The sequence below is a fragment of the Agrobacterium sp. NPDC058088 genome (genome assembly GCF_042885035.1).
Lineage (GTDB): Bacteria > Pseudomonadota > Alphaproteobacteria > Rhizobiales > Rhizobiaceae > Agrobacterium.
Genome location: NZ_JBHVSU010000003.1, coordinates 426,772 through 451,202, shown reverse-complemented (window position 1 = coordinate 451,202; position 24,431 = coordinate 426,772). Strand labels below are relative to the sequence as shown.

Genomic DNA, 24,431 nt, shown 5'->3' with positions numbered 1-24,431 from the left:
CGGCAAGCGTCGATGAAATGGAAATGACATCCAACCTTGGGTCACGACGTGCCCGCACCGCAGAACGAAGCGGCACCGGTCGGACTTTCATCTTAAGGATAACGGCATTTGCTTCGGACTTGTACCACAACAAATTACCTACCAGACTGTGCATACACCGCCGCGGCTGTCAGATCGCCCCGTCGACGATAACCATCGGCCTGCCCTGCGAGCATGGCTCGATGCGGGCATCGATGCGATAGATATCGCGCAGCATGGCAGGCGTAATCACCGCTTCGGTACTGCCGCTCACCACCATTTCACCGCGCGCAATCACCATCGTATTTTCGCAATACCGAAGCGCGTGGTTGAGGTCATGCAGGGCGATCAGCACGATCATGCCGGTTTTCTGCGCGAGATCGGAGACGAACCCCAAAACCTCGATCTGCCGGTGAAGATCGAGTGCGGAGGTCGGCTCGTCCATCAGCAGCACTTCCGGCTTGCGCGCGAGCGCCTGCGCCAGCGACACGAGCTGCCGCTGGCCGCCGGACAGTTCGCCGAGGCCGCGGAAGGCAAGATCGTGGATTTTCAGCGCCTTGAGAATGGCGTCGATCTCAAACAGCTCATCATCGTGAACGCGCCAGCCACCGCCCTGCTTGGCGGAAAGAAGCACGGATTCGTAAACCGTCAGCACGGCGTTGGCACCGGTATCCTGCGGCATGTAGCAGATGGCGCGGTTGCCGCGGGCCGTGTCCGACAGTTCAACCAGTCCGGGGCCGGAAATGAGGCTGGCGATACGCTTGAAAAGCGTCGACTTGCCAGCGGCGTTGGGGCCGATCACGGCCGTAACACTGCCGCTTTCCAGCGTGTCGATGCCGACCTTGGAGAGGACCGTGGTGCGGCCATAGGCAGCCCCGACATCCTTCAGTGCGAGCATTACCATGCGCGTCTCCTGTTGCCGAAAATGAGCGCGAAGAAGAAAGGTACGCCAACAAGCGCCGTGATGACGCCGATCGGCAGTATCGCACCGGGAATGAGGATTTTGCTGATGACCGAGGTTGCCGACAGAAGCAGCGCGCCGCAGATGATCGAGCCCGGCAGGAAGAAACGCTGGTCTTCACCCACTACCATGCGGGCAATGTGCGGACCGACCAGCCCAACGAACCCGATGGTGCCGACGAAGGAAACCGGAATGGCGGCCAGAAGGCTGACCGTCAGCATGGTGGTCAGGCGCAGCCTGCGTACATTGATGCCCATGCTGGCTGCCTTGTCGTCACCAAGCCTCAGCGCCGTCAGCGCCCAGGCATTGCGCATGAACAGCGGCACGGTGACCAGCAGGATGGCGCCGGTGATGTAAACCTTGTCCCAGGTCGCCTTGGTCAGGCTGCCCATGGTCCAGAAAACCACAGCAGCGAGTGCCTGTTCGGACGCCAGATATTCGAGCAGCGACAGCGCCGCATTGAAGGTGAAAACCAGGGCGATGCCCAGCAGCACGATGGTTTCCACCGTCACGCCCCGCATCGTTGAAGCGAAATGGATGAAGAGCGCGGCGACCATAGCCATGATGAAGGCGTTGATCGGCACCATGTAATGCACCGCTCCCGGAAATATCGCCACGCCACCGACAAGCGCCAGCGCCGCGCCGAAGCTTGCAGCAGCCGAAATGCCGAGCGTGAAGGGACTGGCGAGCGGGTTGGACAGGATGGTCTGCATCTGCGCGCCCGCAACCGAAAGGGAGGCACCCACGGTAACCGCCATCAGCGCGATCGGCATGCGGATATCCCAGATCACCACCCGAAGCTGGTTTCCGACGGCTGCCGGGTCGGCGATGGTCGCCAGAACTTCGGAGAGCGTATAACGCGCCGGGCCGAGTGCCATGTCTGCGGCCATGCTGAAACACAGGGCAAGGAAAAGCCCGACGAGGATGAGGATCCTGCGCGCGGCAAGGGCGCGGTATTGATCGCGCCCGCTGACGCCAACGGCGCTTTCATTCAGCGAAGTCATTGGTTCAAACCTTTTTCGAGCGAGGCGAAATAGCCCGGCTTATAGGTGACGGGGAGGAATTTCCGGTGGAATTCCTCAAAATTCTTTTCCGGATCGAGATCGGCAAAGAGATCGGGATGAAACCACTTGGCGAATTGCTGGATCGGGAAGAACTCGTATGGAGCGCCATAGAACTGATGCCAGACGGCGTGGACATTGCCTTCCTTCACGGCCTTCAGTTCAGGAAACGGCGTGCGCTTCATCAGGTTGGCGAGCCTCTCGCGGGAAAGGGCCATATCGGCGCCACGTCCGACGGGAACGAACTGGTTTATATCGGATTCGGCCGCCCAGTTGGAGCCGGTGACGATGACGTGGTCGGGATCGGCGATCACGAGCTGCTCGGGATTGAGATCACCGAAGGTCGTCTTGATGATACCGTCGGCGATATTGTGGCCGCCGGCGAGATCGACCATCGCGCCGAAATTGACCGGACCAAAGGTGCGGCAGCAATTGTCCTCACCGGAAATGCCAGGTGCACGCTCGATGAAGACCTTCGGGCGCTTCAGGTCCTTGACGCTGGCAAGTCGATCGGTCACGCGGGCGATTTCAGCACGTCGATAGGCGATGAATTCCCTGGCATGGTCTTCGGCGCCGAAGAGCTTGCCGAGGATTTTGATTGAAGCTTCGCTGTTCTTTTCGGGATCGATGCGGAAATCGAGATAGATGACCTTGATACCGGCGGCCGCGGCCTTATCTTCGAAACCGCTTTCCTTCGCGGACTTTTCCGCTTCCAGATTGAGTGTGATCACGTCCGGCGACAGGGTGATGGCCGTTTCCAGGCTGAAATCCCCCTGCGGCACATAACCGAAACGCGGCAGTTTTTCGATCTCGGGAAAACGCTCGACATAGGCGGCGTAGCTGTCCGGGTCCTTTTTGAGAAGATCGTCACGCCAGCCGACGATGGTATCGAAGGTGTGATCGCCCTTGAGCGCAGCGATCACATGCACCTGGCGAGCCTCGCCAACGATGATGCGCTTGGCCGGCAGGTCTAGTTCGACCTTGCGCCCGGCGACGTCGGTAATCTCCCCGGCATGTGCCGTCACGGCGAGAAGGGAAAAGGCGAGCACCGCAAGATGCCTGAGAGCGTTGAGCCGCATGAGAAATCCTCACTGAGTTCCTGAGCAGAACGATGAAACCGCATCGCTGCGGCTTCATCCATCGATCGGACGGCGCTCCCCTTCACCGTCCCTGAATTACTTCGCGTCCTTCAGCGACACGAAGTAGCCGGGCTTGTAGTCAAGCGGCAGGAAGCGCGCATGCAGTTCCTTGAAGGTGGCCTCGGGGTCGAGATCGCTGAAGAGATCAGGATGCAGCCACTTGGCGATTTCCTGGATAGCCACGAACTGGTACGGGTTGTTGTAGAACTGGTGCCAGATGGCGTGAACATTGCCGTCCTTGACTGCCTGCACGCCGGTGAAAGCCGGACGCTTGGTCAGGTTTTCAAGCTTGCGATGGGCTTCCTTCAGATCCGCGCCATAACCGACGCCGACCCAGTTGCCGCCCGGAACATAGCCGTCCCAGTTGCCGCCGGTGATGATGATCTGTTCCGGGTTGGAGGCGATGATCTGTTCCGGATTGACGTTACCAAAGGTGCCGGGAATGATGTCCTTGGCCATGTTGATGCCGCCGGCAAGCTCGACCATCCTGCCGAAATTCTCGTTGCCGAAGGACATGCAGCAATCGTCGGAATAACCGCCGGCGCGTTCCATGAACACGACGGGCCTCTTCGGATTGGCCTTTTCAAGCGTATCAGTGACCTTGGCGATGGCATCAGCGCGGAACTTGATGAAGTCCTCGGCGATCTTTTCCTTGCCGGTCAGCTTGCCCATGAGGCGCATGCTCGGCTCGGTATTTTCCATAGGCTTTTCACGGAAATCAACATAGACCAGCGGAATGCCAACCTTCTCGAGCTTCTCGATGTAACCGGCCTCCTGCGTGGCCGTCTTCGCGTCGATGTTCATCAGGATGACATCAGGCTTCAGCGCAATGGCCTGTTCGATATCGAAGGTGCCGTCCTTCATGCCGCCAAAAGTCGGCAGCTTGGCAATCTCAGGATACTTGGCGAGATAGGCCGCATAGGTTTCCGGGTCGGCTTTGCCAAGGTCGTCGCGCCAGCCCACCACATGCTGGAAAGGGTTTTCCTTGTCGAGCGCAGCCAGGAAATAGATCTGCCGGCCTTCGCCGAGGATCACATGCGAAACGGGCACATTGACTTCGACATCGCGGCCCGTGACATCCTTGACGGTGACCTTTTCGGCGAATGCCGGCCATGCGGCAGATACGAGAAGGCCAAGGGCAAGTGCCGCGGATTTGGCTGAAATGCGCATCGGATATTGCTCTCCAGTGTTGACTGGCGCGGCTGTATTATTTTCTGACTGTACTAGTCAACATTTATGTTTTAGAGCCATTCTTAACTGACCGGCACATGAGCTGAAGACCAATGATCGACACTATCCATTACGGTAAAAACGACAGCCTTAGAGATGAGATAAAGGCCTATTGGTCCGGCCGCGCCGCGACTTTCGACCTCTCACCCGGACACGAAATTTTCTCCGAAGACGAACGTGAAGCCTGGCACGCGCTTATCCTGAAACATCTGGGCCACGGCGAGGGCCGGAAGGCGCTTGATCTTGCCAGCGGGACGGGCGTCATCTCGCACCTCATGGATGATCTCGGTTTTCAGGTCACCGGCATGGACTGGTCGGAAACGATGCTGGCCCTTGCCCGGGAAAAGGCGAAAAGCCGTGGGCGCAACATCCGCTTTTTTGTCGGCGATGCCGAAAATACGATGGAGCCGGATGAAAGCACCGACGTCATTATTACCCGCCATCTCGTCTGGACGCTGGTAGACCCGCAGGCAAGCTTCGCCGAATGGTTCCGTGTTCTGAAACCCGGCGGGCGGCTTCTGATCGTCGACGGCGATTTCGTGAATACCGGCTGGCGCGAAAAGCTGGTGAAAAAACTGGCCACCGGCCTGGAGAGTATCGGCCTCGTCAAACCGGACCAGCCGCACAAGCCGGCGGACCCGGAAAACACCTTCAATAGCATCCTCTCGCGGGTCTATTTTTCGAAGGGTGCAAGGGCCGGCGATGTCGCGACGATGTTGCATGCGGCCGGTTTCAAGCCTGTCTCGATCGATCAGGAGCTTCAGGCCATCCATCGCGCCCAGGCGAAAAACTTCAGCCTGCTGAAGGGCATCCTGCGTGGGCTGCAGCACCGATATGCTGTGTGCGCGGAGAAGCCGGATGTTTCCGGAAAGGCGTGAGGGAAACCATAGCCGCCTTCACTATCCGCATATACTACGTCATCCTCGGGCTTGTCCCGAGGATCTGCCAACGTGTCGTAAAATCAATCGGTTGCAGATGCTCGGGACAGGCCCGAGCATGACGAAGGGAAGGTCTGCGGACTTTGCAAGCACCCTCCCAGACGATCTGAACCGCCTCTCAAGATTTCCGCCGGACCTCATTTTCCCGCCTGCTCGAATAATTCCTCCAAGCGCGGCTTCGCACGGCCGGGCACGTCCACCGTGCGGTAGCTCTGCGGCAGGGTAGCCTCGCCGACCTTGATCAGCATGACCATGCCCATGCCGTAATGCGGCGAGCATTTGATGCCGTAAAAGCCCGGCTTTTCAAAGCCGGTCTCGAATTCGTCATTGATCCGGCTTTTGAAACCCTCGACACCTTCCGGGATCATGCCATCAATGGTCGCGGCGTTATGGCTCTTGTGAGTAGGCACAAAGCGCACGCGGTCGCCAGGCGCTATTTCGAGAAAATCGGGCTCGAATACCATGGGGCCTTTTTCGCCCCGGTTCAGCATTTTCACCTCGAAGGTCTCGGCTGAAGCCAGAAGCGGAAAGCACGTGAACGCCACCGCAATGACGGCAGTGACGCAAAAAAGTCTGACCTTTGCAGCGGAGCTTGCGAGTGTCGTCGATGTCCTCATCGTGCCAGTACTTTCCTTGTTGGATCAGCCCGCCCGTGGGCCGGCAGAAAACGAATATGGGAAAAACCGCCCTCATCCGTGCTGACCGCACATTCCACCCCGAAAACGTCGGCGATCCTTGCCGCCGTCAGGACCTCGCGCGGCGGCCCGGCCGCGATCATCTCGCCCCGATGCATGATGGCGACGCGGTCGCAGAACATGGCAGCATGATTGAGATCATGCAGCGCCGCCACAACGGTCAGCCCCTGCCGGCGCACAAGATCAAGCAGGCCGATCTGGTGTCCGATATCGAGGTGATTGGTTGGCTCGTCCAGCAGCAGGATGTGCGGCTCCTGCGCCAATGCTCGTGCAATATGCAGGCGCTGCCGTTCACCGCCGGAAAGGTGGTGCCAGCTGCGTTCCGCCTTGTCGGCCATATCCACATTGGCAAGCGCGGCATCAACGATGGCGTCGTCAATCTGCGACCAGGCGGAGAGCGGGCCGAGATAGGGCGTCCGTCCAAGCTCTACCGCCTGCCGCGCAGTGATGCGCTCGGTGGTTTCAGCCTGCTGCTCAACGAAGGCGAGCCGGCGGGCAAGCTCGCGCCGCCCCAATGAGCCAAGTGGATCCTCACCAAGCGTAACGTGTCCACGTCGCGGTTTGCGGATGCCGGCCAGCATGGACAGAAGCGTGCTCTTGCCGGACCCGTTGGGACCGATGATGCCGAGAAACTCCCCGGAGCCGACATCAAGCGAAATGTCGCGGACGATATCGATATTGCCGGCATGAAAATGCAGGCCGTGGGCGGATAATTTCATGATCGCCCCCGCTTCTGCCCCAGAATGAAGGCGAAAGCGGGCGCACCGACCAGTGCGGTGATGACGCCGATCGGCAGCACCTGTCCCGGAATGACGATACGCGAGAGAATATCCGCGACGATCATGAAAACCGCGCCGGTCAGCGCCGTCACCGGCAGCAATATGCCGTGGCGGACACCAACGAAGATGCGCGCGGCGTGGGGAATGACGAGCCCCACAAAACCGATGGAGCCGACCAGCGACACCATCGCAGCCGTCATGATGGCGGAAACAGAGATCAGCACCGTATAGACCCAGCGCACCGGAATGCCGAGCGAGGCTGCGGCCTGACCGCCGAAGGCGAAGGCATCGAGCGCCCGCGCGTACCAGAGACAAACGATAAGACCCGCAAGGCTGACCGGTAGCGCCAGCCAGACATCCGGCCAGCGCACGCCGGAAAGATTGCCGAGCAGCCAGAACATGATGCCGCGCGCCTGTTCGGCATTGGCGGATTTGGTGACAATGAAGGAGGTCATGGCGTTGAACAGCTGCGAACCGGCAACGCCCGCCAGAATGATGGCGCTGTTGCCATGCCCCGCCCGCACGGCCAGAAGGCTGACCAGCGAAAAAGCGACAAAAGCGCCGATGAGAGCGCCCGCCGGCATCGTCAGAAAGCCCGCGCCGAAGCCCAGAAGCGCCACGGCGACGGCGCCGGTGGAGGCGCCGGCGGAAATTCCGAGAATATAGGGATCGGCAAGCGGGTTACGCAAAAGAGATTGCAGCACCGCCCCGGCGAGCGCCAGCGACGCCCCGCAGCAGGCGGCAACAACGGCGCGGCTGAGACGGTAACTCCACACGATGCCCTCATCCAGCGGTTCAAGCGGATAACCCGCGTGGAAAACGCGGTTGGCAATCGTCTTTACTACAACATCCAGAGGGATGGCAGTTTCGCCGATGGCCGCCCCGGCCATCAGCGCGACAAGCAGCAGGGCGAGCGCGGCAAATGCCAGCCCCGCCCTGCCAAGATGGGTGGAGAAACGGTTCACTTGGCAAGGCCAGCGGCCGAAATCGCCTCGGCCAGCGTTTCAATACCTTCGATGGTGCGAATGGTCGGGTTCATCGCCTGCGCATCCATCTCAAACACACGACCTTCCTTCACGGCGGGCATGATGCTTGCCACGGGATCGCTGGCCAGGAACTTCAACTTGACGGCAATGTCATCGGCGGGGAAACGACGTCGATCCATCTTGCCGGCAACAACCACAGACGGATTGGATTTGGCGATGGTTTCCCAGCCGACGGTCGGCCATTCCTCATCGCTTTCAATGACATTCTTCAAGCCCAGCGCGGACATGATGTAACCGGGAGCGCCATTACGGCCGGCGACATAGGGATCGATATCCAGTTCGGCACTGGAGAACCAGAAGACGGCGGAAAGCTTGCCATTGGCGGAGGCGATCTTCGCACGGGCGGCTTCCTCGCGCTTCTTCAGGTCGGCAACAACTTCTTCTCCGCGATCCTGCACGTTGAAGATTTTGGCGAGGTCGCGGACTTCCTGATAGATCAGCTCCATGGTGAAGCCGGTGTTGCGCACACCATCACCGCCGCCGGAATTGTCCTTACCGACGCAATCGGCAGGCGAGGTATAGACGGGAATACCGAGTTCGGCGAATTGCGCCGGCGTGCCAACAACACCCTCGGGACCGATCTGCCACTGGAACTGCGTCGTAACGAGTTCAGGCCTCTTGCCGACAACGGCCTCGAAGCTCGGATCGTTATCGGCCAGCCGTTCGACCTTGGCGTTGGCCTCCTCGTAGCCCTTAAGAACTGGACCGATCCACAGCGCCGTGCCGACGACCTTGTCCGCAACACCAAGCAGGTAAAGAACCTCTGTCGTGCTCTGGCCAACGGAAACGGTGCGGGCGGGCGCCTGCTTGAAGGTGATCTCCTGACCGCAGCTGCTGATTGTCAGGGGATAGGTGGTTTCGGCAGCATTGGCACCGACAACAGGCAAAACCAAAAGTACGGCAGCCAGAAAGCCGGCATGGACCGGCAGGCGTCTAGAATGAAACATGTGTTCTCCAGTCGAAAGTAAAACTTATTCCAGAGCAGCAGGCGTCAGAACGCGCAGCAACAGCGGGACGTCTTGTACGGAGAACGGTAATAGGACGCAAACGAAATGTTATGAAATAACATTACAAAATCCTCCTCCGGGCTTCCCCGCCCGTAACGATGGTTCATATTTTGACGGCAGGTCTCCTGGCTCACGGATTTGCGTCTCTCATCTGCCTTCCCGCATTCCGAAAAATACAGTGGCATGACGCCTTTGAGCGTCACTGGGATGAACGACAATCCGCTTACAGTTGCGGGGGCAGCCACGGCATTGGACGAAAAAGATCGCCCGCACCATGTTCCCTATTAATCCCTTCGCCTTTCGGCTGCAGGAACCGTCCCTTTCTCACATAAGGGGCAACAGACGGGGCGTCAATTGCGATCGTGTCGCAGCTCAGCACAAAGTCAGAACAGGGAAGGACCCGCCAGCGCAAAAATCTTTGCCGCGCCGGACCCCATGGGCTGCGGCACGTCTTTGGACATGGTCGTCAGCGTTTCGATCACCACCAGGCCGGATTGCGCCAGAAAATCGGAAAAGGAGCCGCTGTCGCGCACGGCATCGAGACGGACAAGCTGTGCTTCCAGATCGGCAAAATGCCGCCTGACGAGCGCGATTGCATCCGTTTCCTCCACTGCAACGACCGGACCCACGATATGGCCTCGCCCCGCTGCCCGGCGAAAGGCAAAAGCGACAAGCCGGCCAGCCTCGAACAGGCCGTAGCCTGTCTTTTCCCTGAGAAGGCGCGACAGGACGCGTCGGCGCGAAATGCCAAAAGCCGCCCGGTCCATGTCAACCACATCGGCAAAATGGTCTTCTGATAGCGGCTCAATCTTCTGTTTTCTGCCAGGGGACGGCATCTCTGCCGGACATTGCGCTTTTCCCCGAAAGAGATGCACTTTTTCCGTCTCTCCGGCAAAACCCAGCCCGGCAAACAACCGCCTCGACTCGTTCGTGGCATTGAGTCTTAGTGATATGGCTGGGAATTTTTCCAGAAGTCGCCGCACCAGCCATGGTGCCACACCCTGCCCCTGGAGGCGCGGCGAAACGATGACCATGCCGAGCGTCGCAAAACCCTCATCACAGGGAAACAGCATGGCGGTTGCGACGACGCGGTCGATCTCATCAAGTGCCGCGAGGCCAACACCACACTGCCGCAGAAAACACCATTCATTCGCGTGGTATCGCCATCCAACAGCCATGGAGAGGGCATGCAGATGATCCGCCTCTACATCGGCGATATCCACGGTTCGCAACTCGAAACTATCGACCTTGAGCAGCTCCATAGCAAACGGCTCTCATTTCCTCCGGTGCGGAACCTTGATCCCGGCAGCCCAGCCCACGACTTCCGAAGATAACCAGCCTTGCCAGCACGAATTTTCCGAAAGCACTGGAAGGACACAACAATCTACCGAAAACATGCGCATTTCAGCAGATAAACGCCGCCTGCCACTCTAAGCTTTCGGCGTTGAAGCAGCGGAGGCAGCCATGAACGCAATCGAAATTCTGGAGCGTCTTGTCGGCTTCCCATCGGTCGTCGGAACCGACAACGGCGATATCGCCGGATGGATCGCCGATTATCTGGAAAACCACGGCGCGAAAGTATCGCTGCTGGCCGGGCCCGAAGGCGACCGCGCCAATCTCTTCGCGAGCTTCGGCCCGACGGATGTCGCAGGATATATCCTTTCCGGCCATATGGATGTGGTGCCCGCCGGTGAGCCCGAATGGTCCTCCGATCCCTTCACGCTGAGAACCGAAGGCGATCGTCTTTACGGGCGTGGCACCACCGATATGAAGGGTTTTCTCGCCACTGTTCTCGCCGCAGCACCGGCATTTTCGCGCATGGCGCTGAAACGACCGGTACACATTGCCTTTTCCTATGACGAGGAGGCCGGTTGCCGCGGCGTGCCGCACATGATCGCCCGATTGCCGGAATTATGCGCAAAGCCGGTGGGCGCGATCATCGGCGAGCCGAGCAATCTGCTTGCCGTGCGCGCCCACAAAGGCAAGGCCGCCGCGCGCATCACCATTCGTGGCCGCTCCGGCCATTCATCGCGGCCCGATCAGGGCGTCAACGCCATTCACCTCATGACCGGCATCATGGCAAAGGCGGTCGCAACAGCGCAGGCGCTGACACAGGGGCCTTTCGAAGCGACCTTCGAGCCGCCCTACTCCTCCTTGCAGATCGGCACGGTGAGGGGCGGACAGGCGCTCAACATCATTCCAGACCATTGCGCCATCGAGCTGGAAGCGCGCGCGATTGCCGGCGTTTCGACACTCGCGCTGCTTCAGCCGGTGCGAGATGGCGTGGAAACGCTCGCCGCTGAGGGCATCGATATCGAATGGACACCGATGAGCGACTATCCGGCATTGTCCCTTGCCGGCGATGCGCCACTGGCAAAGCTTCTGGAAGAATTGACCGGCGCGCCCTGCATCGCCGCCGTCAGCTATGGCACCGAGGCCGGGCTTTTCCAGGCGGCCGGTATCGACGCCATCATCTGCGGCCCGGGTGACATCGGTCGCGCCCACAAGCCGGATGAATATATCACCGCCGGCGAATTGTCCGGCTGCCAGTCAATGCTGGAAAAACTGGCAAACCGCTGCACGGTTTGAACCTTCGAAACACGGATTTCAAATGACGTTTTTCTTCAATTCCGACGCCAGACGCGGCGAGATTTTCCGGCAGGCGCTCGCTCGCGAGCTGCCGGATCTGCCCTTTTCGATGGATGCCGCAAGCGTCGACCCGAACACGGTTCGATACCTCATCAGCTGGACGGTGCCCGAAGATATAGGCCGCTACCGTAACCTCGAAATCCTGTTCTCTATCGGTGCAGGTGTCGACCAGTTTCATATCGACGCCGTCCCTCCCCATGTGAAGGTCGTGCGCATGGTGGACGAGGGCATCATCCGCATGATGCAGGAATATGTGATCCTTGGCGTGCTGGCGCTTCACCGCAATTTGCCCGCCTATGTCAGCCAGCAGCGTCAGGGCCTGTGGAAAGCCCTGCCGCAGCGCCAGGCGGACGAATGTCGTGTGGGCGTTCTCGGCGTCGGCATGCTGGGCATTGCGGCGCTGGAGCGGCTCAGACCCTTCGGTTTTCCGCTGTCCGGCTGGAGCCGCTCACCGCGCGAGATCGATGGTGTTACCTGCCATCATGGCGAGGCCGGGTTGGCCACGATCCTCTCGACAAGCGATATACTCGTCTGCCTGCTGCCGCTGACGGAGGAAACCACCGGTCTGTTGAACGGCGAACGTCTGGGGATGCTGCCTGAGGGCGCGGGTCTAGTCCACGCCGGTCGCGGCAGGCAGCTCGATCACGATGCGCTCGTCGACGCGCTGGATCGCGGCAGGCTTTCCGGCGCGGTGCTTGACGTGACCGAACCCGAACCGCTTCCGGAAGACCATGGTTTCTGGACACATCCAAAAATTCTCCTGACGCCGCATGTCGCCAGCGTCACCCAGCCGCATTCGGCAGCCCGAACCGTTGTCGAGAACATCAAACGATACCAGTCCGGTCTCGAGCCGCTCGGCCTCGTTGATCGCAACCGCGGATATTAAACCCACACCGTTCCAGGAAAGGACACCCATGCCGCTTCTCAAAACCATCGACACCAATCCCGCCTTCGAACCCAAGGCCTCCAAGGCCCTGCCTGAACGCCTCATCTCCGGCGACCCGGCCTTCAAGACCTGGGCGCTGGACGAAGCCCGCAACGGCACCGTCCATACCGGCATCTGGGAAGCAACCCCCGGCGAAAGCCGCTCTATCAAGGGCGAGACCTTCGAGTTCTGCCATATTCTCGAAGGCGTCATCGAAATCACGCCGGAGGGCGGCGCACCGTTGCGTTACACGGCGGGCGACAGCTTCGTCATGAAGCCGGGTTTCGTCGGCGTATGGAAGACCATCGAGACCGTCCGCAAGATCTACGTCACCGTGAACGGCTGAACTGAAATCCCGTACTTTCGGCATCAGCCGTGAAGGTTTGTGCCCAGAAAATGCCGACGGACACACGCACCGAAGATTGCGCTGTCCGCTGGCGACAAAACAGGATTTTCGTTCACCGCCGCCGCCGCACTCGGTCGATGCTGCTTGCCATCAGGGACTAGCCTTGAGGCGCATCCAAAAAGGGTTTCCCCATGACGCTCAGCTTCGATCCAGACAGCCTGTCTTTGCCGATCGGCCATTTCATCGGCGGCCGGTTGATCCCGGCTCAAAACGGCATCGACATGCATCGCCCGTCGGATGGCATCGAATATGCCGGCTGCCCCAGAGCGGACGCCACACTGGTCGACGAAGCGGTGCAGACCGCCAAGGCCGCGCTGAAAACCAGCAATTGGGGTGGCATTCGCCCGCGCGAACGCACGAAGGTCCTGCAACGCTGGGCCGACCTGATCGAGCAGGAAGCCGAAACGCTGGCGAAGATAGAAGCGCTGTCCTCCACCCGGCCGGTCGGCCAACTGATCGCAGGCGACATCGCCGTGACTGCCGAACAGATCCGCTTCTTCGCCGAATTTGCCGACAAGGAAGGCGGCGACCTCGTGCCGACCGACGATACGAGCCTCGGCATGATCATGACCGAACCCTATGGCGTCGTCGGCGCGATCACACCGTGGAATTTCCCCGTCTCCATGGCCGGCTGGAAACTCGGCCCGGCGCTGGCTGCCGGCAATGCCGTGGTGCTGAAACCATCGGAAATGACGCCATTTTCCAGTATTTTCATGGCTGAGCTGGCCATCAAGGCCGGCCTGCCCGCCGGCCTCATCAACATCGTGCTCGGTGACGGGCCCGTGACAGGCAACGCCATCACCGGCCATCCCGAGATTTCCAAGGTCAGCTTTACCGGTTCCACGGCCGCGGGTGCTGCCATCATGGCCAATATCGCCCGCACCGGCATAAAGCCCATGACGCTGGAACTCGGCGGCAAAAGCCCGCAGCTGGTTTTTGCCGATGCCGATATCGAAAAGGCGGCGGCTGCGATCGCCGGCAATATTCTTTCCAACGCCGGACAGGCCTGTGTGGCGGGCTCGCGCATCATCGTCGAAGAAAGTGCGGCGGATGCCCTTTCCGCCGCGATTATCGCCCGCATGAAAACGGTAAAACCCGGCCCGACCTGGGACGAGACCACCCAATATTCACCTATTATCTCCGAAGTGCAGCGCCAGCGTATCGATGGCATCGTGCAGGCGGCGGTCGCCCATGGTGGCGAATGCCTGACGGGCGGTGCGAATATGGAGGGCCCCGGCTATTTCTATCAACCGACGCTGATCGCCAATGTGGACCAGACCTCGCCCGCCGTCACCGAGGAAATTTTCGGGCCGGTGCTGACGCTGCAGACATTCCGCACGGAAGAAGAGGCTCTGGCGCTTTCCGATCATCCGACCTACGGTCTGGCGGCGGGTCTTTTCAGCCGGGACGTCTCGCGTGTCCTGCGCCTGTCTCGCGCCATCCAGGCGGGAACGATCTGGGTCAACCGTTACGGGCGTTCGCGCGATCACATCTTACCGACCGGCGGCTACAAACGCTCCGGCATCGGCAAGGATCTCGGTCGGGACGCCTATCTCGCCAACCGCAAGAGCAAAAGCGTCCTCATCGGACTGTAACAGGGGAATTCTCTTGAAAACGCATCGCATCGCACTCATCCCCGGGGACGGCATCGGCAAAAGCGTCACTGATGCCGCGTGGCAGGTGTTGAACACCGCCGCAAAAACTTCCGGTTTTGCGCTTGAGGGCACCGAGTTTCCCTGGTCCTGCGCCTTTTACAAAGAGACCGGCGCGATGATGCCGAAGGACGGAATCGAAACCCTGCGCAGCTTCGATGCCATTCTGCTCGGTGCGGTCGGCTGGCCGGCGGAAGTGCCAGACTCCGTGTCGCTGCATGGTCTGCTGCTGCCAATCCGCAAGGCTTTCGTGCAATATGCCAATATCCGCCCGCACCGGCTGCTGCCCGGCGTGCAAGGGCCTTTGAAGGCCGATGGCTTCGACATTCTCTGTATCCGTGAAAACACGGAAGGCGAATATTCCGGCGCTGGCGGCCGCGTGCATCAGGGCACGGACGACGAGGTGGCCGTCGAAACCTCGATCTTCACCCGCAAGGGCGTGGAGCGCATCCTGCGCTTCGGTTTCGAACAGGCGCAAAAGCGTCGCGGGAAGCTCGCTTCCATCACCAAGTCCAATGCCCAGAAATATTCGATGGTGTTCTGGGATGAGGTGACACATAAGCTCGCCGCCGAATATCCTGATGTCGAGGTGACGAGCTATCACATCGACGCCATGGCGGCGCGCATGGTGATGGCGCCGGAAAGCCTCGATGTCGTGGTCGCCTCCAACCTGTTCGGCGACATTCTGACCGATCTCGGCGCAGCCATTCAGGGCGGCCTCGGTTTTGCCGCCTCCGCCAATATCAATCCCGACCGCAGCGCGCCCTCGATGTTCGAGCCGGTGCACGGCTCTGCCCCTGACATCGCCCATCTCGGCATCGCCAACCCCGTTGCCGCCATCTGGTCCGGCGCGATGATGCTCGATCATCTCGGTGAAAAGGATGCGGCAATGCGCGTCATGACGGCGCTGGAAACAGCGACCGGTCGGGGTATCGGCACCGTGCCGGGCAAGGACAAGACAGACACCATCACCGCCGCGGTTCTCGCGGCACTCGCCTGATTTCGGAGACTTATGATGCAGGGCTTGAAAGACAAGGAACTCTTTCGCCAGACGGGCTTGATCGGCGGCGCATGGAAAGCGGCGGCATCGCGCAAGGTGGTGGATGTCATCGATCCGGCAACGCAGGCGGTCATCGGCACCGTGCCTGACATGGACGGTATGGAAACCCGCTCGGCCATCGAGGCCGCCAACGCCGCCTTTGGGCCATGGAAGAAAAAGACCCACGCCGAGCGCGCCGCCCTTCTTGAAAAATGGTTCACGCTGATGATCGAGCATATCGACGATCTCGGCCTGATCCTGACCACCGAACAGGGCAAACCGCTTGAGGAGGCGAAGGGCGAAATCCGCTACGGCGCGTCCTTCGTCAAATGGTTTGCCGAAGAGGCCCGACGTATCGGCGGCGGCACAATCCCTTCACCGACGCCGGACAGGCGCATCGTGGTGCTGAAGGAGCCGGTCGGCGTCTGCGGCATCATCACGCCGTGGAATTTCCCGAACGCGATGATCACCCGCAAGGTCGCGCCCGCACTCGCCGCCGGCTGTACCGTGGTCATCAAGCCCTCGGAATTCACACCCTATTCGGCGCTAGCGCTCGGTGTTCTTGCCGAACGGGCGGGCATTCCCGCAGGCGTCATCAACATCGTCACCGGCATGCCGACGGATATCGGCAATGAAATCATGGCCAATGAGACGGTTCGCAAGATTTCCTTCACCGGCTCCACCCGCGTCGGTTCGCTTTTGATGCGGGGCGCCGCGGACAGCATCAAACGGCTGTCGCTGGAACTGGGTGGCAATGCGCCCTTCATCGTTTTTGACGATGCCGATCTCGATCTTGCCATCGAAGGCGCACTGGTTTCGAAATTCCGTAATGGCGGCCAGACCTGCGTCTGCGCCAACCGGATTCTCGTACAGTCTGGCGTTTATGACGCCTTTGCAAAGAAACTTGCGGATCGCGTCGACGCCATGCGGGTAGGCCCCGGAACGGAAGCGGGCGTCTCCATTGGCCCGATGATCAACCAACCGGCGATCGCGAAAATCCGCGCCCATATCGATGACGCCGTTTCCAAGGGTGCAAGGGTCATCACCAAGCCGCGCAATCTGCCGGAGGGTCCGCAATATACGGCGCCCGTGGTGCTGACAGGCGCGACGACAGCGATGCAGCTGGCGAGCGAAGAAACCTTCGGGCCCGTCGCACCGCTTTTCAGTTTCGAGACGGAGGAAGAAGCGCTCGCCATCGCCAATGGTACACCCTTCGGCCTTGCCGCCTATTTTTACACCGAGAATCTCAAGCGCGCCTGGCGTGTGGGTGAAGCGCTGGAATTCGGCATGGTCGGCCTCAATACCGGGTTGATCTCCACCGAGGTCGCCCCTTTCGGCGGCGTCAAGCAATCCGGTCTCGGCCGCGAGGGCGCTCAGATCGGGATCGAAGAATATCTGGAGACCAAGGCCTTTCATATCGGCGGGCTTGCCTGACGCCCACTTCTTCCCTCCCCGCCTAAAGGGCCGCTCTGCGGCCCTTCTTTTTGTGTGGCTGCAGCAAAAGACGACCGGACAGCTGCTGTTGGACTGATGGAACGCCCACAAACCATTCCTCCGTCATGGTAGGGCCTGTCCAGAGCATCTGCTACCGATTGATTTTACGATAGGTGGGCATATCCTCGGGACAAGCCCGAGGATGACGTCGAGTGTGGAGGATGGTTCGTAAGAAGCCTGAGCGACAGAAAAGCGGCTGCCTTCTACTGAAACTTATCCAGCATCTTGTAATAATAGCCCACCAGCGGCAGGAACCAAGGTTTGCCGAAATGACCGGGAACCGCCGGCCAATCGAGCCCCTTCAGCGGGTTCTTGTCCGGCCGTCCCAGAATGGCGTCAGCCATGATCATGCCGAGATGCGTCGAGAGCTGGGCACCGTGGCCGGAATAACCCATCGCGTACCACACACCGTCATGGAAACCGGCGCGCGGATAGCGGTCCTTGGTCATGTCGACCAGGCCGCCCCAGCAATAATCGATCGGCACATGGGAAAGCTGCGGGAAGATGCGATGCAGGCTTTCCGTCAGGATCGCGCCGCTCTTGGCATCGGAACGCTGGTCGGATGTCGCGGAAAAGCGGGCGCGGCCGCCAAAGACCAAGCGATTGTCCGGCGCCAGACGGAAATAATTACCGATATTCATGGAGTTGACATAGGTGCGGTTGCCGGGAACCGAGGCCTTGATCTCGGCATCCGTCAGCGGCCGCGTGGCAATGATGAAACTGCCGACGGCGATGATGCGCCGACGGAAATAACCGAAGCCGGAGGGCGTGTAGGCGCCGGTGGCGACCAGAACATTGTCGGCCGTCACCTTGCCGCGCGGGGTTTCCAGTTCATGGGTCTTGCCATTCTGGATGTGTTTCGTCACGGCCGCATTTTCGAAGATCACCGCGCCATGACGGCTGGCGGCTTCGGCAAGGCCCGCGACATAACGGCCCATATGCATCATGGCGCTCTTCTTCGAGAGCATCGCGCCGTAAAAGGGCGAGCCGATTTCCGCCTTCAGATCCGTCTCGGACAAAAGCGCCGTATCGGGATCGACCTCGGCGTGAACCGCTTCGAAATTCTTCGCCAGACCTTCGAAATGCTGCGGTTTCGACGCCATTTTCAGCTTCCCGGCGCGCCGAAAATTGCACTCGATCCCCTCCTCCGCAATCAGCGCCTCCAGCGTATCGATGGAGGAATCGAGCGCCTTGTAGAGCGCGATGGCCCGCTCCTTGCCGAGTTCCGCCTTGGCGGAGAGATAGGAATGGGCAAGGCCATTGTTGAGATGGCCACCGTTGCGGCCCGAAGCGCCCCAGCCCACGCGCTGCCCTTCCAGAACGACGACACGCGCACCGGCTTTCGCAAGCTGGCGCGCGGCACCGAGACCCGTGAAGCCGCCACCGATGACGGCCACATCATAATGGCCTTCGACAGGACCTTGCGTCGCCCCGGAAAACTGGGGCGCCGTGTCGTGCCAATAGGAGACGAGCTTCATGATCGATGTCCTTTCTTACAGTCCGACAACGCCCGCAAGACCGGAAATGTCCGAAATTTCCGTGTAACCGTAATAGGGGTTTGCAGGTTCATGGCCGCGGTTGACCCAGACCTTGTTCTTGATGCCGAGATCATGGGCGGACATCAGGTCATAACGGAAGGAGGAGGAAACGTGCAGCATATCGTCCGGTCCGCAGCCCAGCATGTCGAACATATATTCGAAGGCCTTGAACCGCGGCTTGTAGGCCTGCGCCTGCTCCGCCGTGTAGACCTTGTGGAAAGGTGCACCAAGCTTTTCGACATTCGACATGATCTGAGAGTTCATGGCGTTGGACAGGATGACGAGGGGAATTTCCTTCGCCACCTTCGCAAGGCCAGCCGGGACATCTGCATGCGGGCCCCACGTTGGGACGCGCTCGTAAACGAAGGTCGCATCTTCATCCTTGAACGCCACACCATTGCGCTTGCAGCTGCGCACCAGTGAATTATGCACCACCTCTGCGTAGGGCTTCCAGTCGCCCATGACCTCATCCAGCCGGTAGGCCGCAAAATTCTTGATGAACTCCTGCATCTGAGCCTCATTCAAGCGCTCACCGTAGAGATCACGCGCGGCTTCAGCCATCTGGAAATTGATCAGCGTGCCGTAGCAATCGAAGGAGATGTATTTCGGGCGGAAGATGGTCATGTCGTCGTCATCCTTGCTTGGGGATTGGTGGTGGCTGCAATAATCAGATCATAGAGGCCTTTGGCTGATCGGCGCACCGCAATTGCCGGTCACGGAAGCAGATTGTTGCGTATCCAGCCGCCAGTTTGGCAGAGAGTTGCGCTGGGGCAAACAGATAACCTTCCCCCGCCCAAGCTTTACCGACCGATGCAAACAGGACGCGGCATAAGATGCGGCGGCGGATAAAAGCAACAGCGAAACATATCGAACCTTCCCATTTGTCGGGACAATCTTCTTCCGGCATCAGTCTATCAATGAATAAGCAGAAAACGGAGTTCCGGCATGCAGTCGAGCCTGACAGATATCCAAACGTTTCAACCGGACCACCTCGACGCGGCAGTTGAACTTTCCCGGCAGGCCGGATGGCCGCACCGGAAAGAGGACTGGGCCATGGTCCTCTCCATCAGCAAAGGTTTCGTCGCCGTTGAGAACGGCCGCGTCGTCGGAACGGCCATGGCGACGCTTCTCGGAGAAAGCTGCGCCACCGTCAACATGGTGATCGTCGATGAGAGCATGCGCGGACGCGGCCTTGGACGCCAGCTGATGCGGGCGGCGCTGGACGCCGCAGAAAATCGTGAGTGCCGTCTGGTCGCCACTGCCGATGGGCTGCCGCTCTATGAAAAACTCGGGTTCATCGCCTGGGGCGAGGTGGTTCAGCATCAGGGAATTCCGGTCACAGCCGTGAAGCCCGAGAATGTGGAATGGGCGCAAGACATCGACCCGGCCGAACTCGCCGCACTTGATGCAGAGGCTTTCGGTGCCGATCGGACGGCGCTTTTTGCCGCACTTGCGCAAAGGGCACGTTTCGCGACCATCAGTGATCAGGGCATCATCAAGGGTTTTGCGGCAATTCGCACCTTCGGCCGTGGTGAAGTCATTGGCCCTGTTGTCGCTGAAAGCGTTGAAATCGCAAGGGATTTGATCGCGTTCATGATTTCCGAACGTCCCGGCGCATTCCTGCGCGTGGACACTACCGTCAAGGCAGGCCTCGGTCCGTGGCTTGCTGAGCTGGGCCTCGCCCATGTTGGCGGCGGCATCGCCATGCGCCGGTCAACGACCGAATTACCCGCTGAAAAGAGATTGAAGACATTCGTATTGACCAGCCAGGCACTCGGCTGAATCGGGAGAGACCCATGTTAAGCAATTCACTGATCGAACTGGACCGCGCCCATCTGGTGCATCCCGTCTCCTCCTTCCGCGGCCATGAAAAGCTGGGCGTGCGGGTGCTGAAATCGGCAAGCGGCGCCACCGTCACCGATATGACCGGCCATCAGCTGATCGACGGGTTTGCCGGCCTCTGGTGCGTCAATGCCGGCTACGGGCACGACAGCATTGTTGAAGCAGCGGCAAAGCAGATGCGTGAATTGCCCTATGCCACCGCCTATTTCGACATTGGCAGCGAACCGGCGATCCGGCTGGCCTCCGAGCTTGCCGACCGTGCGCCGGGCGACCTCAACCACGTCTATTTCACGCTTGGCGGTTCTGATGCGGTGGACAGCACCATCAGGTTCATCCGTTATTACTGGCACGCGAAAGGGGAGCCGCGGCGCGACCAGTTCATTTCCATCGAACAGGGGTATCACGGCTCCACTACCGCCGGCTCAGGCCTGACCGCCCTGCCCGCTTTCCATGCGGGTTTCGGTGTGCCCTATGACTGGCAGCACAAAATTCCGTCTCATTATGCCTATCGCAATCCGGCGGGCAGCGATCCGGCAGCCATCATTGCGTCCTCGCTTCAAATTCTCAAAGACAAGATCGAAGCCATCGGCCCAGACCGTGTCGCCGCTTTTTATGCAGAACCCATTCAGGGCTCGGGCGGCGTTCTGGTGCCACCGCCGGGCTGGATCAAGGCCATGCGCGAACTCTGCCGCTCCTATGGCATTCTTTTCGTCGCCGATGAAGTCATCACCGGCTTTGGCCGCACGGGACCGCTCTTTGCCTGTGCCGACGAGGACATCGTGCCTGATTTCATCACGACCGCCAAAGGCCTCACGTCAGGTTATGTGCCTATGGGCGCCGTCTTCATGGCCGACCACGTTTATGATACAATAGCGGACTTTGCTGGCGAAGCTGCCATCGGGCACGGATATACCTATTCCGCCCACCCCGTCAGCGCGGCTGTCGGTCTCGAAGTGCTGAAACTTTACGAAGGCGGGCTGCTGGAAAATGGCCGCCGCGCCGGTGCGCGACTGATGGCCGGACTTGAGGGCTTGAGAAGCCACCCGCTGGTGGGCGACGTGCGCGGCCGGGGCATGCTTGCCGCGATCGAACTTGTGACCGACAAGGACAGAAAGACGCCCTTGCCGGCCGCAGCAGCCCCCGCGCGAAAAGTTTTCGACCGCGCCTGGGAGAACGGCCTCATCGTGCGGGCCTTTGCGAATGGCATCCTCGGCTATGCGCCGCCGCTCTGCTGCACCGATAGCGAAATCGATGCGATCATCGAGCGGACACTCACGACGCTTGACCAGACGCTTGAGGATCCGGCGGTACGGGCGGCTATGGCCTGAGCGGAATAGCGGACAGCGTTGCGGCACCCTCTCGATATGTCGCAACGCGCCATATATTCGCAATATTCTGCCGAACAGCCGATCCAATTCGGCGTATCCAGCGTGCTGGAAGTGCCAAACTATCAATGCAAACGGCACCAAACGCCATGAAAAAGGGCGTAATTGCATAAAGGAACGGGACAAGGCTCCCGTCCGGGAACAGAATAATCTGCCGCAGGCTGCGAAGAGGCCAGACGGCGAAGCGGAGACCGACATTGCCCAAAAAATTGAGCGACTTCAAATATATGAGCTTCGACGTGGTGGGTACGCTCATCGATTTCGAAGGTGGTCTGAAAGCGACGCTGGCTGAAATCGGCACCGAACACGGTATGGAGGTCGATGGTGAAAAGGCGCTCGCGCTCTACCGCGCGGCCCGTTACTCAGACGCGACCGACCTGTTTCCAGACGATCTCGTCCGCGTCTACCTGATCATCGCTCCTGAACTCGGCCTGCCGGCGGAACGTGCGCTCGGCGAGCGCCTGCGGGACGCGGCAAAAAACTGGAAAGGCTTTGCGGATAGCCGCGCGGCCATGGCCGAACTTGCAAAGACGCACCGTCTCATCGCCATGACCAACGCTCAGCGCTGGGCCTTCGAATATTTCTCGAAGGAACTCGGCAATCCCTTTCATGCAGCCTTCACGGCGGATGATACAGGGACGGAAAAACCGGATCCGGCCTTCTTCGAAAAGGTTTTTGCTTTCGTCGAAAGCGAGGGGGCTTCGAAGGACGACATTCTGCACGTCGCGCAAAGCCAGTACCACGATATCGGCATCTCCCGGAAACTGGGCATGACCAATTGCTGGATCGAGCGTCGCCACGCCCAGAAGGGCTATGGCGGCACGATCGAGCCAGAGAATTTTACCGAGCCGGACTATCACTTTACGTCGATGACTGGCCTCGCCGAAGCGACGAAACAAGCGGCCGGTTAAGCCGCACTCCAAGAGTGCGCAGCACAAACCGGCTTGTGGCGTCGAGTATTTTTCAATCGCATTTCAACAAATACAAAAGGGGAATACCATGAGTGACAGAATTACAAACTGGACCCGCTCTGACGATGCCGCCGTCGAACAGGCGATCCGCTACGGCGCGACGCGGCGTGAGCTGCTGCATATGATGCTGGCGGGTGGCGTCGCCCTTTCCGCCGGCACGGCCATCCTTGGCCGCGCCTCCAGTGCCGTTGCCGCGACGCCAGTCTCGGGCGGCACATTGAAGGCGGCCGGCTGGTCCGCCTCCACCGCCGACACGCTCGACCCGGCAAAGGCCTCGCTGTCGACCGACTACGTCCGTTGCTGCGCGCTTTACAACCGCCTGAGCTTCCTCGATACGTCCGGCACGCCGCAGATGGAGCTGGCTGAATCCATCGAATCCAAGGACGCCAAGACCTGGACGGTGAAGCTGCGTTCCGGCGTCACCTTCCATGACGGCAAGGCACTGACCGCCGACGACGTGGTCTATTCGCTGAAGCGCCACCTTGATCCCGCCGTCGGCTCCAAGGTCGCCAAGATCGCCGCCCAGATGACCGGTTTCAAGGCGGTCGACAAGAGCACGGTCGAGATCACGCTCGCCACCGCCAATGCCGACCTCCCGACCATCCTTGCCATGCACCATTTCATGATCGTTGCCGACGGCACGACCGATTTCTCCAAGGGCAACGGCACCGGCGCCTTCAAGCTCGAAAAATTCGAGCCGGGTGTGCGCTCGATCATGGCCAAGAACACCAATTACTGGAAATCGGGCGGCGCGCACGTCGACAGCTTCGAGTTCTTCGCGATCTCGGACGATAATGCCCGCGTCAATGCGCTTCTTTCCGGCGACATCCAGCTCGCGGCCGCCATCAACCCGCGCGCGCTCCGCCTGCTCGACAAGCAGGAAGGCGTGACCCTGTCGAAGGGCACGTCCGGCAACTACACCAATCTCAACATGCGTCTCGACCAGGCGCCCGGCAACAAGGCTGATTTCATTGCCGGCATGAAGTCGATCGTCAATCGCGAACAGATCGTCAAGGCGGCCCTTCGTGGTCTCGGCGAAGTCGGCAACGACCAGCCTATTCCGCCGATGAGCCCCTACCACAATCCCGACCTCAAGCCGAAGGCCTTCGACCCTGACAAGGCGAAGTTCCACTTCGAAAAGGCCGGCGTCATCGGCCAGTCCATTCCGGTCATCACCTCTGATGCGGCGAATTCGGCCATCGACATGGCGATGATCATCCAGGCCTCGGCGGCGGAAATCGGCGTCAAACTGGATGTGCAGCGCGTTCCCGCCGATGGTTACTGGAGCAATTACTGGCTGAAAGCGCCGATCCATTTCGGCAACATCAACCCGCGCCCGACACCGGATATCCTGTTCTCGCTGCTCTACGCCTCCGACGCCCCGTGGAACGAAAGCCAATACAAGTCGGAGAAGTTCGACAAGATGATGCTTGAGGCCCGCGGCCTGCTCGATATGGAAAAGCGCAAGCAGATCTATTTCGAAATGCAGACGATGATCGCCGACGAAGCCGGCACCATCATTCCCGCCTACCTTACCAATGTGGATGCCATCAGCTCCAAGCTGAAGGGGCTGCAAGTCAACCCCCTCGGCGGCATGATGGGTTACGCCTTTGCGGAATACGTCTGGCTCGAAGCCTGATAAACCATGGTGCCGGG

General features: G+C 60.0%; 22 protein-coding genes and 1 riboswitch. Of the genes, 11 read left to right on the top strand and 11 right to left on the bottom strand.

The window, feature by feature from the left end:
• Nucleotides 1–169: 169 nt before the first annotated feature.
• The 4 genes from ACFVTJ_RS12085 to ACFVTJ_RS12070 all read right to left on the bottom strand — a co-directional run bounded on the left by ACFVTJ_RS12085 (nucleotide 170) and on the right by ACFVTJ_RS12070 (nucleotide 4,349).
• Entirely contained in the window at nucleotides 170–922 is a 753-nt protein-coding gene (locus ACFVTJ_RS12085; RefSeq protein ID WP_111806202.1) for an ABC transporter ATP-binding protein, read from the bottom strand.
• Nucleotides 916–1,983, bottom strand: a complete 1,068-nt coding sequence (locus tag ACFVTJ_RS12080) for a FecCD family ABC transporter permease (protein ID WP_386907617.1) — start codon at nucleotides 1,981–1,983, stop codon at nucleotides 916–918. The genes ACFVTJ_RS12085 and ACFVTJ_RS12080 overlap by 7 nt, the downstream gene beginning before the upstream one ends.
• Complete coding sequence (locus ACFVTJ_RS12075; protein ID WP_386907615.1) at nucleotides 1,980–3,119, bottom strand: ABC transporter substrate-binding protein; 1,140 nt, start codon at nucleotides 3,117–3,119, stop codon at nucleotides 1,980–1,982. Before ACFVTJ_RS12075 ends, ACFVTJ_RS12080 begins: the two co-directional genes overlap by 4 nt.
• Before the next feature lie 96 nt (nucleotides 3,120–3,215).
• Nucleotides 3,216–4,349 (bottom strand): ABC transporter substrate-binding protein, encoded by a 1,134-nt coding sequence (locus ACFVTJ_RS12070; protein ID WP_386907613.1) that lies wholly within the window; start codon nucleotides 4,347–4,349, stop codon nucleotides 3,216–3,218.
• A gap of 113 nt (nucleotides 4,350–4,462) precedes the next feature.
• Here ACFVTJ_RS12070 and ACFVTJ_RS12065 point away from each other — a divergent pair, with 113 nt between their 5' ends.
• On the top strand, nucleotides 4,463–5,287 hold the full coding sequence (locus tag ACFVTJ_RS12065) for a class I SAM-dependent methyltransferase (protein ID WP_386907611.1): 825 nt from the start codon (nucleotides 4,463–4,465) through the stop codon (nucleotides 5,285–5,287).
• A 197-nt stretch (nucleotides 5,288–5,484) separates the two neighbouring features.
• Here the strand turns inward: ACFVTJ_RS12065 and ACFVTJ_RS12060 are convergent, their stop codons facing one another.
• From ACFVTJ_RS12060 to ACFVTJ_RS12040, 5 genes are all read right to left on the bottom strand, one after another.
• Entirely contained in the window at nucleotides 5,485–5,964 is a 480-nt protein-coding gene (locus ACFVTJ_RS12060) for a pseudoazurin (protein WP_386907609.1), read from the bottom strand.
• On the bottom strand, nucleotides 5,961–6,761 hold the full coding sequence (locus tag ACFVTJ_RS12055; RefSeq protein ID WP_386907607.1) for an ABC transporter ATP-binding protein: 801 nt from the start codon (nucleotides 6,759–6,761) through the stop codon (nucleotides 5,961–5,963). The genes ACFVTJ_RS12060 and ACFVTJ_RS12055 overlap by 4 nt, the downstream gene beginning before the upstream one ends.
• Nucleotides 6,758–7,786, bottom strand: coding sequence for a FecCD family ABC transporter permease (locus tag ACFVTJ_RS12050; protein WP_386907605.1), 1,029 nt, complete (start codon nucleotides 7,784–7,786; stop codon nucleotides 6,758–6,760). The genes ACFVTJ_RS12055 and ACFVTJ_RS12050 overlap by 4 nt, the downstream gene beginning before the upstream one ends.
• Nucleotides 7,783–8,814 carry an ABC transporter substrate-binding protein gene (locus tag ACFVTJ_RS12045; protein ID WP_386907603.1) on the bottom strand — a complete coding sequence of 344 codons (1,032 nt, stop codon included), beginning with the start codon at nucleotides 8,812–8,814 and terminating at the stop codon, nucleotides 7,783–7,785. The genes ACFVTJ_RS12050 and ACFVTJ_RS12045 overlap by 4 nt, the downstream gene beginning before the upstream one ends.
• 157 nt (nucleotides 8,815–8,971) lie before the next feature.
• A riboswitch (cobalamin riboswitch) is annotated at nucleotides 8,972–9,207 on the bottom strand.
• Nucleotides 9,208–9,257: 50 nt separating this feature from the next.
• On the bottom strand, nucleotides 9,258–10,136 hold the full coding sequence (locus ACFVTJ_RS12040; protein ID WP_386907601.1) for a GNAT family N-acetyltransferase: 879 nt from the start codon (nucleotides 10,134–10,136) through the stop codon (nucleotides 9,258–9,260).
• A 202-nt stretch (nucleotides 10,137–10,338) separates the two neighbouring features.
• On the opposite strand from ACFVTJ_RS12040, the gene argE reads away from it, so the two are divergent.
• From argE to ACFVTJ_RS12010, 6 genes are all read left to right on the top strand, one after another.
• Entirely contained in the window at nucleotides 10,339–11,463 is a 1,125-nt protein-coding gene (gene argE / locus ACFVTJ_RS12035; RefSeq protein WP_386907599.1) for an acetylornithine deacetylase, read from the top strand.
• Nucleotides 11,464–11,485: 22 nt separating this feature from the next.
• Nucleotides 11,486–12,409, top strand: a complete 924-nt coding sequence (locus ACFVTJ_RS12030) for a 2-hydroxyacid dehydrogenase (RefSeq protein ID WP_386907597.1) — start codon at nucleotides 11,486–11,488, stop codon at nucleotides 12,407–12,409.
• A 28-nt stretch (nucleotides 12,410–12,437) separates the two neighbouring features.
• A complete protein-coding gene (locus ACFVTJ_RS12025) occupies nucleotides 12,438–12,794 on the top strand; it encodes a cupin domain-containing protein (RefSeq protein ID WP_269342740.1) in 357 nt (118 codons plus the stop codon).
• 191 nt (nucleotides 12,795–12,985) lie between these two features.
• Nucleotides 12,986–14,449: an aldehyde dehydrogenase family protein gene (locus ACFVTJ_RS12020; protein ID WP_386907594.1), complete on the top strand. Its 1,464-nt coding sequence runs from the start codon at nucleotides 12,986–12,988 to the stop codon at nucleotides 14,447–14,449.
• A 13-nt stretch (nucleotides 14,450–14,462) separates the two neighbouring features.
• Nucleotides 14,463–15,506: a tartrate dehydrogenase gene (locus ACFVTJ_RS12015; protein WP_386907592.1), complete on the top strand. Its 1,044-nt coding sequence runs from the start codon at nucleotides 14,463–14,465 to the stop codon at nucleotides 15,504–15,506.
• 15 nt (nucleotides 15,507–15,521) lie between these two features.
• Nucleotides 15,522–16,979: an NAD-dependent succinate-semialdehyde dehydrogenase gene (locus ACFVTJ_RS12010; RefSeq protein ID WP_386907590.1), complete on the top strand. Its 1,458-nt coding sequence runs from the start codon at nucleotides 15,522–15,524 to the stop codon at nucleotides 16,977–16,979.
• A 263-nt stretch (nucleotides 16,980–17,242) separates the two neighbouring features.
• Here ACFVTJ_RS12010 and ACFVTJ_RS12005 read toward each other — a convergent pair whose 3' ends face one another.
• Nucleotides 17,243–18,517 carry an NAD(P)/FAD-dependent oxidoreductase gene (locus ACFVTJ_RS12005; RefSeq protein ID WP_386907588.1) on the bottom strand — a complete coding sequence of 425 codons (1,275 nt, stop codon included), beginning with the start codon at nucleotides 18,515–18,517 and terminating at the stop codon, nucleotides 17,243–17,245.
• Between the two features lie 15 nt (nucleotides 18,518–18,532).
• Complete coding sequence (locus ACFVTJ_RS12000) at nucleotides 18,533–19,201, bottom strand: haloacid dehalogenase type II (RefSeq protein ID WP_386907586.1); 669 nt, start codon at nucleotides 19,199–19,201, stop codon at nucleotides 18,533–18,535.
• Between the two features lie 321 nt (nucleotides 19,202–19,522).
• On the opposite strand from ACFVTJ_RS12000, the gene ACFVTJ_RS11995 reads away from it, so the two are divergent.
• From ACFVTJ_RS11995 to ACFVTJ_RS11980, 4 genes are all read left to right on the top strand, one after another.
• Nucleotides 19,523–20,359 carry a GNAT family N-acetyltransferase gene (locus tag ACFVTJ_RS11995; protein WP_386907584.1) on the top strand — a complete coding sequence of 279 codons (837 nt, stop codon included), beginning with the start codon at nucleotides 19,523–19,525 and terminating at the stop codon, nucleotides 20,357–20,359.
• A gap of 14 nt (nucleotides 20,360–20,373) precedes the next feature.
• Complete coding sequence (locus ACFVTJ_RS11990; RefSeq protein WP_386907582.1) at nucleotides 20,374–21,747, top strand: aspartate aminotransferase family protein; 1,374 nt, start codon at nucleotides 20,374–20,376, stop codon at nucleotides 21,745–21,747.
• 254 nt (nucleotides 21,748–22,001) lie between these two features.
• The gene (locus tag ACFVTJ_RS11985; protein WP_386907580.1) at nucleotides 22,002–22,715 is read left to right on the top strand and encodes an HAD-IA family hydrolase; all 714 of its coding nucleotides are present in this window, start codon (nucleotides 22,002–22,004) and stop codon (nucleotides 22,713–22,715) included.
• A gap of 88 nt (nucleotides 22,716–22,803) precedes the next feature.
• Nucleotides 22,804–24,414 (top strand): ABC transporter substrate-binding protein, encoded by a 1,611-nt coding sequence (locus ACFVTJ_RS11980; RefSeq protein WP_386907578.1) that lies wholly within the window; start codon nucleotides 22,804–22,806, stop codon nucleotides 24,412–24,414.
• Nucleotides 24,415–24,431 lie beyond the last annotated feature (17 nt).